The following is a 13,041-nucleotide window of genomic DNA, read 5'->3' as shown; positions in this document are numbered from 1 at the left end:
TTGATTTCTCTATTAGAGAGTAACAAACCTACAAGACTATACTGTATGACGTATGTAAATTCTGCTAAACATACCCTATAGATTATTGTAAAAGACAGTAGTTATAAATGTCAGGATAATCAGGAGGTAATCATGACTGCTAATCAGCACAAGATATACCAAGAGAAATCTTTTTGGTTACAAGACTATGGTCATTATAAGCCTAATCCCGCGCTTGATACCGATATAAGCGCCGACGTTTGTATCATCGGTGGCGGTTTTAGTGGTCTTAGCACCGCTTTTGAGTTCAAAAAAATCAATCCCAATGCTAGGGTCGTGGTCATTGAATCGGCGATAATCGGTTATGGGGCCAGTGGTCGCAATGGCGGCTTTAGTATGAAGCTCTTTGGTTTGGAGCCTGAGATAACGGCGCTGCGCTGGGGCGAGCAAAAGACCATTGAAGCGCATCAATATATGATCAAAGCCGTCAACCATGTACAAAACTTAGTGCACGAGCATGAGTTTGAGTCTGATTATCAGCACACGGGTATGTTTCGAGTCGCCTATTCCGACAGGCAAGCCAAAAGGCTGAGCAAGACCTATGAGTTGTTTCAAAAACTAGGTCTAGATGGTGATATGTCTTGGCAGCCAAAACAGGCGCTAGCACAAGCGTTCAAAACCGATAAATTTCTCGCAGGCATGTACGAGCCTCAGACGGGTCTGTTAAATCCTTGCAAACAAGTGCGGGAGCTAAAACGGATCTGTTTGCAAGTAGGGGTCGATATTTATGAGACAACGCCTGCGATAGATATCGAAGACTCTAGAACCATCAAAGTAACAACGCCTAATGGTCGTATTACCAGTGACAAATTAGTGATATGCACCAATGGTTATTCGCATAATGTGCCTAGCGTACGCTTAAAAAACCATCAACTTCCTGTGTGGACGTATCAGGTGGTGACGCAGCCTTTGACGCCTGAGCAATGGGACGCTATCGGTTGGTATAAAAGACAAGCGTTTGAAGATAATAGGCAATTAGTGCATTACTTTCGTCCGACCGCAGATGGACGTATCACCATGGGCGGCGGGCGCGTCGCTGTCGCTTATGGCAAAGATATGGATAAAGATAGCCACCCAAAAGCATGGCAGCACTGCGAGGAGCATCTCAAATGGATTTATCCGCAGTTACAGGACGTCAAAATCGCTTATAGATGGGGCGGCCCGACCTCAGTGAATCTAGATATGACGCCAGAGATTGGCTATCTAAATACTAACAAAATTATCTATACTTGCGGCTGTATCGGTCATGGTGTTTCTTTGACGCACTTAAATGGTAAGTTAATCGCGCAACTGCTCAGTGAACAAAACAGCGATCTGACTGACTTTTGGATCGTCAATCGCAAAGCCATTCGTCTGCCGGGAGATATTTTGAGTTGGTGTAGCGCAAAGGCCTTAACTGGTGCATTAACTTTGGTCGATAAGTTTGAAGAGCGCGGCTTATAGGTAGTACCTTACCTTTTTGAGACCCTTCTATTATTCTCAAAGCCCTATATCTTATTTAATAGTCATATTTACTTACGCCTTTCTACATAATAGCCCTTACTATAAAATGCTTATTCCAGCTTTTGTCGATAACTTTCGCTTATGCAGTGATGGTGTAAATACAGCCGTAATTGACCTGCTAGTACGATAGACTACAAGGCTAAACGCTGATAATCATATAAACTATCTTTATAGAAAAACGAGTGTTCACCCCTTTTTTACCCTGTGCTTATCCGTAGAGACCGATTATGAGTGACCTTCAAGACCCTAATCATAAGCAAGACCCTGCTACTTCTGAAGAGATTAGACCAGTAGTCGACACTGAGCTACCGCCTTATCGTAAGACGATTCCAACTCAAAAGCCAGCGTCCAAAACACCTGCTTGGTTGTGGCCTGTATTGATTGCGGTGCTGATTGCGGGTGTCTTATTAGGTAGGTACTGGGGAGAGGATGAGCCAGTTATTGATGAGCCAGTCGCTGCCAATAGTGCGCAAAGTGATGACGTAGGCAGCGATGCATTTGATGCCGCCCAAGCGGTCTTGTCAGTAGAAACCGTTATGCCAAGCCAAGATAGTATCGGCAACACCTTAAGCGCAGACGGTACTATTAGTGCCAAAGACACGGCTAATGTCAGCGCCAAAGTCAATGGCGTCGCTATCGAGCGTATCTTAGTCGAAGAAGGCGATCGGGTAAAAGCAGGGCAAATGCTAGCGATATTTGATACCGACGCTATGGAGCAACAGGTATTGCAGGCCGAAGCAGATGTTGCAGAAGCGCAAGCGACCCTTGCCAATGCTAGCGCCGATGCCGCGCGCGTGCTACCGCTCATCGATATCGATGCTATAAGTCGTCAAGAAGCCGATCGCTATCGCACCTCAGAGCTGCGGGCAAAAGCGGCGCTACAGGCGGCACAAGCACGTTTGAGTAGTCAGCGCTTGACTTTAGATAATGCAACCGTTACTGCGCCAGTCAGCGGTATCATCAGCGAAAAAATGATTGAAGTGGGACAAGTGACAGGCGGCGCGCCGCTATTTTCTATTATCAAAAATGGAGTCTTAGAATGGCAAGCGGATATCGATCCCAAATTAGTCGGTGAAGTGATTGTTGGCACGCCTGTTAAAGTCAGTCTACCCAATAATCAATCGGTCATGGGACAAGTCAGTCGCATCGCACCGACTGCGGCAAATAATCGGCAAATCACTATCTATGCTAGCCTAGAGCCAAGCACTGCTGCGCGCGTGGGTATGTACCAAACGGGCGAGTTTTTGTTAGGTAGCGAGAGTATGCAAACCGTACCTAATAGCGCTATCGTCAGTAATGACGGCTACGATTACGTCATGCTAGTCACTCAAATACGTACGACTAGAGACGAGCAAAAAGTAGGCCGTATCAAGCAGCAGCGCGTGAGTCTCGGTGAGCGCATTGGTGATAGAGTGGCAGTAACAGAGCCGCTGCCAGCGGATAGTCAACTGGTCGAGCAAGGGGGCAGCTTTTTAAATGAGGGTGATCTGGTGCGTATCGTCAATACGATGCAAACCTCTAACAGTGCGCAGGCAAGCTCATGAGTTTAAATGTCTCTGCTTATTCGATAAGAAATCCGCTCGTTGCTATTTTGCTGTTTGTACTGCTCACATTGGGCGGTATTTACGGCTTTATGCAAATGAAAGTGCAGCAGTTCCCTGATATTGATCTGCCAGCTGTCGTAGTTACTGTGACGCTGCCGGGCGCGGCACCCTCTCAGCTTGAGAATGATGTCGCCAAAAAGATTGAAAACCGTATTACCAGTATCGAGGGCGTCAAGCACATTCGCACGACCTTGCAGACAGGCGCTGCGACCATAGCTACTGAATTTGTGCTCGAAAAAGATATTCAAGAAGCCGTTGATGATGTGCGCTCTGCCGTTGGCGAGGTGCGCGGCGATCTGCCCGCTGCGGCTAACGATCCCGTTATTACCAAGGTGTCAACGGCAGGCTTTCCTGTAGTCACTTACTCAGTTGCCGCTAGCAATATGAGCGTCGAGGATCTGTCTTGGTTCGTCGATGATACGATCACCAAGCGCCTCTCTGATATCCCAGGGGTCAGTACGGTAAGCCGTGTTGGCGGTCTGGAGCGTGAGATTACCGTAGCCGCCGATCCTATAGCTCTGAGCGGTTTGAGGTTTCCAATCTCGCAGTTATCCCAGCAACTAACAGGTATTCAACAAGACAGCTCAGGTGGGGAGGCTGAGGTCGGCAATACGACGCAGACTATTCGCGTGTTGGGTGCGGTTGAGCGCGCGCGTGAGCTGAACGACTTACAGATCGCCGTGCCCACTGGCGGTACGCAAGCTCTAGGACGCTTGGCACAAATCACTGATGGCCCAGCCGATCCAAATTCTATAGCCAAGCTCGATGGGCAAACGGTCGTCGCCTTTAATATCACCCGCTCGCGCGGCGCTAGTGAAGTTGAGGTTATGGAGCGCGTCGATGCTGAGCTTGCCAAGCTTGCCCGCGAGATGAGCACTATCGACATTGAAAAGGTCTATGACCGCGCCACGCCAATCGCACAAGATTATGATGCCTCAATTAAGATGCTTATCGAAGGCGGGATTTTGGCCGTTATCGTTGTCTTCTTATTCTTAAAAAATGTACGCGCAACTTTCGTAGCAGCAGTCGCTTTACCGTTATCCGTCATTCCAACGTTTTTGGCGATGTATTTGTTTGATTTTAGCTTAAACATCATCTCCTTATTGGCTTTGTCGTTGGTTATCGGGGTCTTGGTCGATGACGCCATCGTCGAGGTTGAAAACATTATTCGTCACTTGCGTATGGGTAAGACCCCCTATGAAGCGGCGATGGAGGCGGCGGATGAGATTGGTCTAGCCGTCGTCGCGACTACTTTTACTTTAATAGCGGTGTTTTTGCCAACGGCTTTTATGGGCGGCGTGGTTGGGCAGTTTTTCCGTCAGTTTGGCTGGACGGCAGCCTTGGCGATTTTTGCCTCACTTATGGTCGCGCGTCTCATTACTCCAATGATGGCCGCATATATCTTGCGACCTGAAAAACATCGCGTTGAAGTACAAAGCGGTACGATGACGCGCTATCTTAAGATCGTCTCATGGACGCTGAATCATCGCTGGCTGACGATGGGTGCAACCTTAGTGCTGTTCGTTGCTTCGTTAGCTTTAGTTAAGCTGCTGCCGACTTCTTTTATCCCTGACAACGATATCGATCAGACGCGGGTGGCGATTGAGCTGACCCCCGATGTCGCCTTAGAGGATACTGCGCGCGTCGCTGAAATGGCGAGTACGCGTATCTTGGCAATGCCTGAAGTGACCAATATCTTTACCTCCGTAGGCGAGGCGCAGGCATCGATGGACTCAGACTCTGGCGGCAATAAGGCTGAGAATATCGCAGGACTCGATATCGTACTTGCGCCGCGCGCTGAGCGTGGCTCAAAGCAAGCCATTGAGCGCAAGATAAGCCAATTACTATCTGAGGTGCCAGGTGCGCGCTTTACCGTTGGGTTATCGAGCGGCGGCGAGACCGGTTACAACTTCTCTTTGACCAGTACCAATCCTGAGGTGTTAGAGCAGACGGTTCAGCAGATTATGACTGATATTCGCGCCTTGCCGAGCGCAGGCTCAGTGACCAGCGATCGCAGTCTGCCGCGTCAAGAGCTGACGGTGACTCCAGATAGGTTAGCGATGGCGGACAAAGGCGTGACCACCCAAGATATCGCCACGACCTTGCGTATCGCCACCGTTGGCGATTATGAGCAGCGTCTATCTAAGCTTAATTTGGATACGCGGCAGATTCCTATTGTCGTGCGCCTGCCTGATATTGCCAAAGAAAACGTCAATCAGTTAGAAGGGCTGTACGTGCCTAGTATGAGTCCAGCAGGTCAGGGCGTACGGGTGGGCGAAGTGGCGGATCTAAACTTTGGCACCGGTCCTGCGCAGATCAAGCGTTTGGATCGTGAGCGCGCTATTAGTATCACCGTACAGCCTGCTAATGGCGAGCTTGGCGAGTTGGTACAGGCCGTCAAAAACACTCAGACCATGCAAAATCTGCCAGCGTCGATTACGATCATCGATCAAGGACAGGCTGAAAACATGGCCGAGCTGTTTAGTGGCTTTGTCATCGCCATGTCAGTCGGTATCATCTGTATTTTGGGCGTACTGATTCTGCTGTTCGGCAAATTGCTTCAGCCCTTTACTATCCTAATGGCGCTACCGCTATCGATAGGCGGCGCTTTTGTCGGCTTAGTTATCACTAACAGCAGCTTGTCGATGCCATCGATGATTGGCTTCATTATGCTTATGGGTATCGCAACCAAGAACTCAATCTTACTTGTCGATTACGCCATCATCGCGCAAAATCGCGGTTTGGCGCGTTTTGAAGCTATCATTGATGCGTGTCGTAAACGCGCGCGCCCGATTATCATGACGACGATCGCGATGGGCGCTGGCATGTTGCCATTAGTATTTGGTTGGGGTGATGCTGATCCGACCTTTAGGCGTCCGATGGCGGCAGCGGTATTGGGCGGGCTGGTGACCTCTACTTTACTTAGCCTAGTTGTCATCCCTGTGGTATATACGCTTATGGATGATTTATCGAACTGGTTTGCCAGATGGCTTAGGCCGCATGGTAAAACCGATGACAGTGCAAATATGCTAAAGAAGGATACACAGGTGACGTCGAATGAGATATGAGTAGAATCAACATAGTAATACAAGCATATCTATACGAGTCATGGAGCTAAATCGTGCTATTGTTTCAACTAGCAATGGAATAACTCTATATGACAAGGAAGGCCGCTATGAAATTTCTTTTATTTCCTCAAATACAAGCGTACTTTGGCAAGCCAATAGCTGCTTTATTATTAGCGGCTGCTGGCATCGGCATCAGCAGTATAAGCTACGCCGCCACCTATAATATCGATCCCACGCATGCCAATGTCCGCTTCGCTATCGATCATTTTGGTACGTCAACCAATACGGGCGGGTTTTATAATCTAACCGGTCAACTCGAGTACAGCCCGCAGGCCAAAACAGGGGATATCGCCCTCATTATTCCGATGAATACGTTAATGACAGGCAATACCGCCTTTGATATTGTACTTAAAAGTGATGAATTTTTCGATATCGACAAGTATCCAGCAGCGTATTTTAAGTCGAGTAAATGGTACTTTAGTGATGCCAGCTCGCCACAAGTCACTCGCGTAGATGGTAATCTGACCCTACGCGGGCAGACCCATCCGGTAACCTTGACGGCGACCAAATTTAATTGTTATTTGAGTCCTATTCTAAAAGCGCGCGTTTGCGGTGGCGACTTTACTACGACCATCGATCGCACCAAATGGGGCATTAGCAAATACACCTTGCTTGGGATGACTGAAAAAGTAGATTTGATGATTCAAATAGAAGCGGCAAAGCAGTAGGGCGTTTTATAGGTTCATTAACAGGCAAAAAGCTGGCAATAAAAAAGGTATCAAGCAAATTGATACCTTTTTATTAAAATAGCGCGTTTTTTATAACTGGTCGCTAAAGAGCGCAATCATAAAAAGCGTATTAGTAGACATTTAGGTTACGAGTTACCATCTTTTAGACTCGCTTCTACTTGTATAACGAGCTTAATGTCTTTCATCATACCGCCATCGGTATAGGTGGTAAGACCCCACTTAGTGCGATCAATAGTGGTCTCAAAATCGCCGCCACATACTTGAGTCTCAAGTACTGGACTGTCATAGCAATTGAATTTGGTCGCGGTGAGCGTGATAGGGTGCGTCTGACCATGTAGCGTTAGATCGCCTTTTACTGTCTGTACCTCTTCACCATCAAACTGCCATGATGTTGACTTAAAATAAGCGGTAGGGTACTTGGCAACATCAAAAAAATCAGCAGATTTGAGATGCTTATCAAAGCCTTTGATTCCTGTGCTCAAGCTACCCATAGGAATAGTGATACCTACAAACCCCTTTTGAGCCTCTGGCTGATAATCAATCATACCTGTCAAACCATAAAATCCACCAGCATTGGTAGAGGTGCCAAAATGATCAACAGTAAAACGGGCTGCGGTATGGCTTGGGTCAAGCTCATATATGGCACTATGACCTAGTACGCTAAGCATGCCAAGACTACTGACCGCAGTGATAGCAATAGTACGTTTTAATGTTTTAATTGATAAATTCATAATAAGTTATCCTTATATACTGTAAGAGGTTATTAATGAGCACTCGAAGACTATAATTTCGTTATTCATTTTGGTATAAAAGCCAAAATAACTAAAATCTTTATCGTTTAGCTTATCTTACCGAAATGCGTTATTAGTTTAGCAAATATTTAGCAATCTTGTTGATTACTAGAATAGATGATTGCGTGGTGTTGTTATATTTTGGTTACTGTACTCCCTTTTACTGGTTTAGGCTGTCATGTTCTAAGGTCGATACCCAATAAAACAGAGACGTCTTATAGTTAGTTGAATGCAAAACGGTTATAGATTTGAACGCGCTGCTGGTATAAATTTTACTTGCGTGCTGCGTCCCCAGAGGCTGCGCAAAATTCATACCAGCAGCGCTATAACATTTTTACAGTATATCGACTATATTATAGGGCGAAATTAAAACAATTTTTTCTTGCGTACTGTGCCTACGCTACCTGATGCTGCAAAAACATATCTCAATTTCCCTGTATCGCCTTCAGATTAAACGGACTATATTTATTGGTTTTATATTTAAAACGGCTTTTAGACGGTGACTATCCTTTATGAGTGAACCGATTAAACAGTCTTTTATCAAAAAAAATGCTTGGCTTATAGCGCTGACCTGTCTGCTTTTGGGCGGGGCATTGCTTGGTATCTCAACCAACTTAGCCAAGTACGCAGATGAGATTGGACTAACACCACTGGCTTTTTTATTTTGGTCAATTGCGGGCGCTGCCATTATCTTGCTTGTCGTCGCCTATATGAGAGGCGAGCTATTAGCGCCAAGCAAGCGTAGTTTTGAGTATTACATCGTTGCCGCTTTGGTCAGCGTCGCAGGCTCAAACTTGATATTTTTCTCCGCTATTCCACACGTAGGTGCAGGTTTTGTGGCGCTGATAATCTCCTTGCCGCCGCTGCTGACTTATTTGGGCGCGCTTATGCTGAGTATCGAGCGCTTTAGTACAGTGCGCGCGCTCGGTGTCGCCGCTGCGCTTATAGGCGTTGGTGTACTGGCAGCGCGTAAATTTGCGACGCCAGATACCAGCGTCTTTTGGATCTTAATCGCGCTTTGTGGCCCTGTGCTGCTAGCGATTGGTAATATTTATCGCACGCTTCGCTGGCCGGATGATGCCTCACCTATTGCACTCGCGCCTGGCATGCTGATCGCCGCGGCTATTATGCTCGGCCTAGTAGGGATACTGCCTAGTTTTTCACTTATAGTCTCGTTAGACAATACTCACTCAATACTATTAATCCTTGTGCAAGCTATCATCTTTGCGGTGCAGTTTGTCCTGCTATTTGTACTACAAAAAACGGGCGGGCCTGTGCTACTAAGCCTACTTGGCGCTGTCGGTGCTATCGTTGGCGTGCCCGTCGCTGTTCTCTTGCAAGGCGAAGCGCCGCCTGAGGGGTTAATCTTAGGCGGCGCTTTGATCGCCCTCGGTGTGATGCTAGTCACTTGGGGCGGTATGAAGATGGCTAGGCTATCAAAGTAGGCTATCAAAGTAAGCTTTATGCTGACTTATCAATAAGCGCTTTTTTTAAAGCCTTTAAAATCATTCTAAAAAATAAATCTCAGCGGCCGCGTTGTTAAAGGTTTGCTTACCGTTTTTAAAGCCCGCTAGCGCTTGCGCATTGGTGCGGATGGCTTCGACCTCGTCTTTGGCCTCTAGTATTACTAGCGTTGCTGGCGCGCCAACCACTATCTGGCTCTGCATAGATAATAGTTTGGCGGCGTTTTGAGTGATCATATCAAAGGCATCTGCAATCTCATCATCGGTAGATAATTGCGCGATATTGGCGTACATATTCGCCATGCGTATGAGTGACGCATCGCCAAAAGGGGTAAAGGCATTTAATATGTTGTTGCTTGAGATCATGGTTTTGACGCCCAACTCTGCGAACGGATTGGCATTGACCGTGCCTCTAGGGATAAGCGCTTCGTAATCACTGCCATTGATGTAGATATCAGTAGCAGGCAGGACAATTAGGGCAATGTCTGCCTGTTTGAGTAGTCCTGCCATCTCACCGCGCTTCATCTTGTCCATCGCCGCAAGCTTGGTCACATGTCCGATAGAGACGCGGCCTTGATAACCACGTTTGATGGTCTCCTCTACCACTTTTGGAATGCTAGAGTCTTTAGGATCCAAATCAAAATCTAAATGAAAGTCAACATCGACGTCATACTCTTGAGCGATATCGAATATCAGTTCGATATGCTCGTCTGGATTGTCGTCTTTGTAAGGGCAGCCCCCTATCAGATCCGCGCCTTGCTCCAGCGCTTGTTTAAGTAGCTTAAGGGTTTTGGGTTTGGTCGTCAGTCCTGACTGGGCAAAGACGCATATCTCAACATCGATAGCAAAGGCATATTTATCGCGCGCCTTCTTGATGGCATCAAAAGCGCGCATTTCTGTCTTCTCATCAGTCTCTACAAAGGTGCGCAGACCGACGGTGCCCTTTTTGATTGCCATCTCTAGCACCTTTGAGGCGCGCTCAAATACATCTTGAGTAGTAAAATTTTCTTTAGCTTTGCCTGTCTGTTCAACGGCCTCATCGAGTGTGCCTTTTTCTACGCTACAACGGTCTAGAATACAGGCTTTATCCAGATGAATATGACTCTCAAAAAACCCTGAACAGACAAAGTTGCCTTTTGCATCGTAATCAATAGCTTCGTCGTTATTAGGCTTAGAAATCTCCACTTTATCAGTAGCGCCGTCACCTTTGACCACGTCTATGCTAGCGATGAGTCCGTCTTTTATACGGATATTGACGGGATATTGATAGGCTCTGAGCATGGCGTTTTTTATAGTAAAGTCGGTCATTGTTATTATCCCATTTGAGAGTTATCGTTTTATTTTAAGTATGTAGTGATTAGTAGATTCTAAATAAAAGTATTATGTGCTCTATTTACTAGCAAGGCTGATAAAGATTTTCTAGCTTGGGGTGCCTACGCAGACAGAGGCTACAAAAATCTTTATCAGTCTTGCTATAACATTTATAGCGAACCGACTATAGATCATTAAAGCGTAAAATATTTAGCAAATAGCTGCTATCTTTTAGTGTCATGGTTCGGTGGCAATTGTGTAGGCAGGAATGGATTGATTAAGGAGAAGTGAAAAATAGCCAAAAAAAAGCTGAGCATTACGCTCAGCTAATAATAAGTAAATAAATAAGTAAATAAAATAGAAATGCTATACGGACACGCGGAATGGATATAAATTTTTTTACGTGCTGTGCCTACGCAGACAAAGGCTGCAAAAATTCATATCCATCCTGCTATATCTTATTTACATTGACGATTTTTGAGATTTTAATCTATAACAAAAACTACTTATTTTTCATCGACATCGCAACCGCTTTGTCACCAATCCAATTGACCCAGCTGACAGGAAAGAGGCGTAGTTGCAAGCGGATGAGATTGGCCATCACGCCTGGCACAACCAAGAACTCACGGTTTTTGACGCCTTTTAGCATAGCTTTGACCGCATCTTCAATTTTGAGCTCGCCTGCTAGCTTTTTCATACCGACGCCTGCGGCTGCCATGACTCCGACCTCAGCTTGGGTAAGCGGGGTATCGATAGGCGGCGGGGCAAAGACGGTAATATCGATCCCCAAAGGCTGCCATTCATAATGAAGCGATTGCATCATGCCCCAAATGGCAAATTTGGAGGCGCTATAAGAGCTATAGCCATAACTACCTGTAAACGATGCCATCGACGCCGTCACCATCACTTGCTTGCCGCGCGATAAAAAGGGACGTACCGCTGCCAGCACGTTGCGCGTACCAAACACATTGATACTCATGACTCGCTCAAACTGCTCTTGCGTCATCTCATCAAAAGTCCAAGGCCCTGTGACGCCAACGAAATGCATTAAGATATCGGGCGGCGTATGACTCGCGGCCTCAGCGATCTGTTTGGTAGTCATCTGGGCGTCGGTCGCATCAAGCTCATAGGTGCTAATTGAGGTGTTGAGTTTGTTCATGCCTTTGAGCGTTGACAAGGTCTCATCGAGCGTTTGCACATCAAATAGTACTAGATGCGCGCCTTGATTGATCAATTGCTTGGCCGTCTCAAAGCCAATACCAGAGGCTGCACCCGTGATATAAACCGTTTTGTCTTTATAGTAACTCATCAAGCACCTACCTGTTGCGCTTTACTATTTTGAGGTGCAGCGCTACGGGTACGCAGCGAGCCAAACTTAGCTTCGCCAATGAGATGACTGACCTTTTGACCTGGCAAGAGCCAATAAGGGGTGGCTTCACTACTTGAGGCGCAATTAGGAAAGTCAGGATTGCTAGACGGTCCTGCGATGGTTTTCTCAACGACCATAGAGATATATTGGTCGGTGCTGTCCTCTAGGGTGTTACCATTTAAGATAACCTCCATGCCTGTATTTTTGGCATAGCGGCGAATGGCGTTGACCTTGGAGTTCATCGGGGCATAAGCATCAGCGCCCACGCCATTCTCTGAGGTGACGCGGATACCGTCAGGGACGCGCGCGACCAAAGAGTGATTGCCCTCAGTGTGACCAGGCGTATGCACAAGCGCTAAGCCTTCGCCCAACTGTAGGCTACTGGTAAAGGTAATCACCTTTTCAGGATCGACGCCTTCGATGCCATTAGGGCAGTACCATTCTGCTTGTACTGGCAGTAGCCCCTGCGCGCTTTGCCATTCTTTTTCGTGGACGAGGAGCTTGGCATTTGGGAAGTAGGCAGGTCTGTCCTCAGTAGCGGTCTTGCTACCGAGCCATTGACGTACATCTTGCGTATGCAGATGGTCGTAGCTGATGTAATCGACGTCCTCTGGCATTAGATTAATCTCTTTTAGAGCCTCAGTGACATCGCGAAAGATAGGCGCAACCACGTTTTCAAGCGGCGACCAGTTGGGCATTTTATCAGTTAGGCGTTTAAAGAATGGCGTTTCACGGTCAGCATCGATATCTGATGGTGAGAACAACAAGGTTTTAAGCTCACCTAAGGCGTTGCAAAACTGCACAATAAATAGACGGTTTAAAATATGCAAATACGGAAACTTGTAGGTGCTTTGCGTATAGACGCCGCTATAAGCGTACCATGTCGGGTAGGGGACGCGCACTAGATTGACGCTTTGATAGTAGGCGACCTCCGGCTCCTCCATAAAGCGCTCGCGAAACGCTTCGGCCTGTTTGCGCGCCGCACTTAGGCGCTCTTGTGGCAATGGACTTTGGCGTACTTCATTAAAGTCGTGCAAGGTTTTCATACCTAATGATTGCAAATCCATCATATATCCTTATAAGTGTTTGGTTGTCAATGAGCTTTAAATCATAAGCTGTACTTGATAATAGCAATAGTATTTCG

General features: G+C 46.8%; 9 protein-coding genes. 5 read left to right on the top strand and 4 right to left on the bottom strand.

Going from position 1 to position 13,041, the window contains the following annotated elements:
- Window positions 1-132 precede the first annotated feature (132 nt).
- The 4 genes from ACR64J_RS12060 to ACR64J_RS12045 all read left to right on the top strand — a co-directional run bounded on the left by ACR64J_RS12060 (window position 133) and on the right by ACR64J_RS12045 (window position 6,942).
- Window positions 133-1,482 (top strand): NAD(P)/FAD-dependent oxidoreductase, encoded by a 1,350-nt coding sequence (locus ACR64J_RS12060; protein ID WP_435949866.1) that lies wholly within the window; start codon window positions 133-135, stop codon window positions 1,480-1,482.
- Window positions 1,483-1,769: 287 nt separating this feature from the next.
- Complete coding sequence (locus ACR64J_RS12055) at window positions 1,770-3,086, top strand: efflux RND transporter periplasmic adaptor subunit (protein WP_435949865.1); 1,317 nt, start codon at window positions 1,770-1,772, stop codon at window positions 3,084-3,086.
- A complete protein-coding gene (locus ACR64J_RS12050) occupies window positions 3,083-6,214 on the top strand; it encodes an efflux RND transporter permease subunit (RefSeq protein ID WP_435949864.1) in 3,132 nt (1,043 codons plus the stop codon). The genes ACR64J_RS12055 and ACR64J_RS12050 overlap by 4 nt, the downstream gene beginning before the upstream one ends.
- Window positions 6,215-6,321: 107 nt before the next feature.
- Complete coding sequence (locus tag ACR64J_RS12045) at window positions 6,322-6,942, top strand: YceI family protein (RefSeq protein ID WP_435949863.1); 621 nt, start codon at window positions 6,322-6,324, stop codon at window positions 6,940-6,942.
- A 146-nt stretch (window positions 6,943-7,088) separates the two neighbouring features.
- Here the strand turns inward: ACR64J_RS12045 and ACR64J_RS12040 are convergent, their stop codons facing one another.
- Window positions 7,089-7,694, bottom strand: a complete 606-nt coding sequence (locus tag ACR64J_RS12040; protein WP_317200795.1) for a YceI family protein — start codon at window positions 7,692-7,694, stop codon at window positions 7,089-7,091.
- 572 nt (window positions 7,695-8,266) lie between these two features.
- On the opposite strand from ACR64J_RS12040, the gene ACR64J_RS12035 reads away from it, so the two are divergent.
- On the top strand, window positions 8,267-9,199 hold the full coding sequence (locus tag ACR64J_RS12035; protein ID WP_435949862.1) for a DMT family transporter: 933 nt from the start codon (window positions 8,267-8,269) through the stop codon (window positions 9,197-9,199).
- A gap of 60 nt (window positions 9,200-9,259) precedes the next feature.
- Here ACR64J_RS12035 and ACR64J_RS12030 read toward each other — a convergent pair whose 3' ends face one another.
- The 3 genes from ACR64J_RS12030 to ACR64J_RS12020 all read right to left on the bottom strand — a co-directional run bounded on the left by ACR64J_RS12030 (window position 9,260) and on the right by ACR64J_RS12020 (window position 12,967).
- Window positions 9,260-10,525, bottom strand: coding sequence for an amidohydrolase family protein (locus ACR64J_RS12030; RefSeq protein WP_435949861.1), 1,266 nt, complete (start codon window positions 10,523-10,525; stop codon window positions 9,260-9,262).
- Between the two features lie 505 nt (window positions 10,526-11,030).
- Entirely contained in the window at window positions 11,031-11,837 is an 807-nt protein-coding gene (locus tag ACR64J_RS12025) for an SDR family NAD(P)-dependent oxidoreductase (RefSeq protein ID WP_435949860.1), read from the bottom strand.
- Complete coding sequence (locus ACR64J_RS12020) at window positions 11,837-12,967, bottom strand: hypothetical protein (RefSeq protein WP_435949859.1); 1,131 nt, start codon at window positions 12,965-12,967, stop codon at window positions 11,837-11,839. Before ACR64J_RS12020 ends, ACR64J_RS12025 begins: the two co-directional genes overlap by 1 nt.
- Window positions 12,968-13,041: the final 74 nt, after the last annotated feature.

The organism is Psychrobacter sp. DM8, from assembly GCF_051307025.1.
Taxonomy (GTDB): Bacteria; Pseudomonadota; Gammaproteobacteria; order Pseudomonadales; family Moraxellaceae; genus Psychrobacter.
Note: the sequence above shows the minus strand (reverse complement) of the source record. Positions and strands in the feature narration are given on the sequence as shown.

Excerpts from the sequence above, each read along its gene's own strand:
- ACR64J_RS12060 (WP_435949866.1), top strand. The coding sequence starts at position 133 with ATGACTGCTAATCAGCACAAGATATACCAAGAGAAATCTTTTTGGTTA.
- ACR64J_RS12055 (WP_435949865.1), top strand. The coding sequence starts at position 1,770 with ATGAGTGACCTTCAAGACCCTAATCATAAGCAAGACCCTGCTACTTCT.
- ACR64J_RS12050 (WP_435949864.1), top strand. The coding sequence starts at position 3,083 with ATGAGTTTAAATGTCTCTGCTTATTCGATAAGAAATCCGCTCGTTGCT.
- ACR64J_RS12045 (WP_435949863.1), top strand. The coding sequence starts at position 6,322 with ATGAAATTTCTTTTATTTCCTCAAATACAAGCGTACTTTGGCAAGCCA.
- ACR64J_RS12040 (WP_317200795.1), bottom strand. The coding sequence starts at position 7,694 with ATGAATTTATCAATTAAAACATTAAAACGTACTATTGCTATCACTGCG.
- ACR64J_RS12035 (WP_435949862.1), top strand. The coding sequence starts at position 8,267 with ATGAGTGAACCGATTAAACAGTCTTTTATCAAAAAAAATGCTTGGCTT.
- ACR64J_RS12030 (WP_435949861.1), bottom strand. The coding sequence starts at position 10,525 with ATGACCGACTTTACTATAAAAAACGCCATGCTCAGAGCCTATCAATAT.
- ACR64J_RS12025 (WP_435949860.1), bottom strand. The coding sequence starts at position 11,837 with ATGAGTTACTATAAAGACAAAACGGTTTATATCACGGGTGCAGCCTCT.
- ACR64J_RS12020 (WP_435949859.1), bottom strand. The coding sequence starts at position 12,967 with ATGATGGATTTGCAATCATTAGGTATGAAAACCTTGCACGACTTTAAT.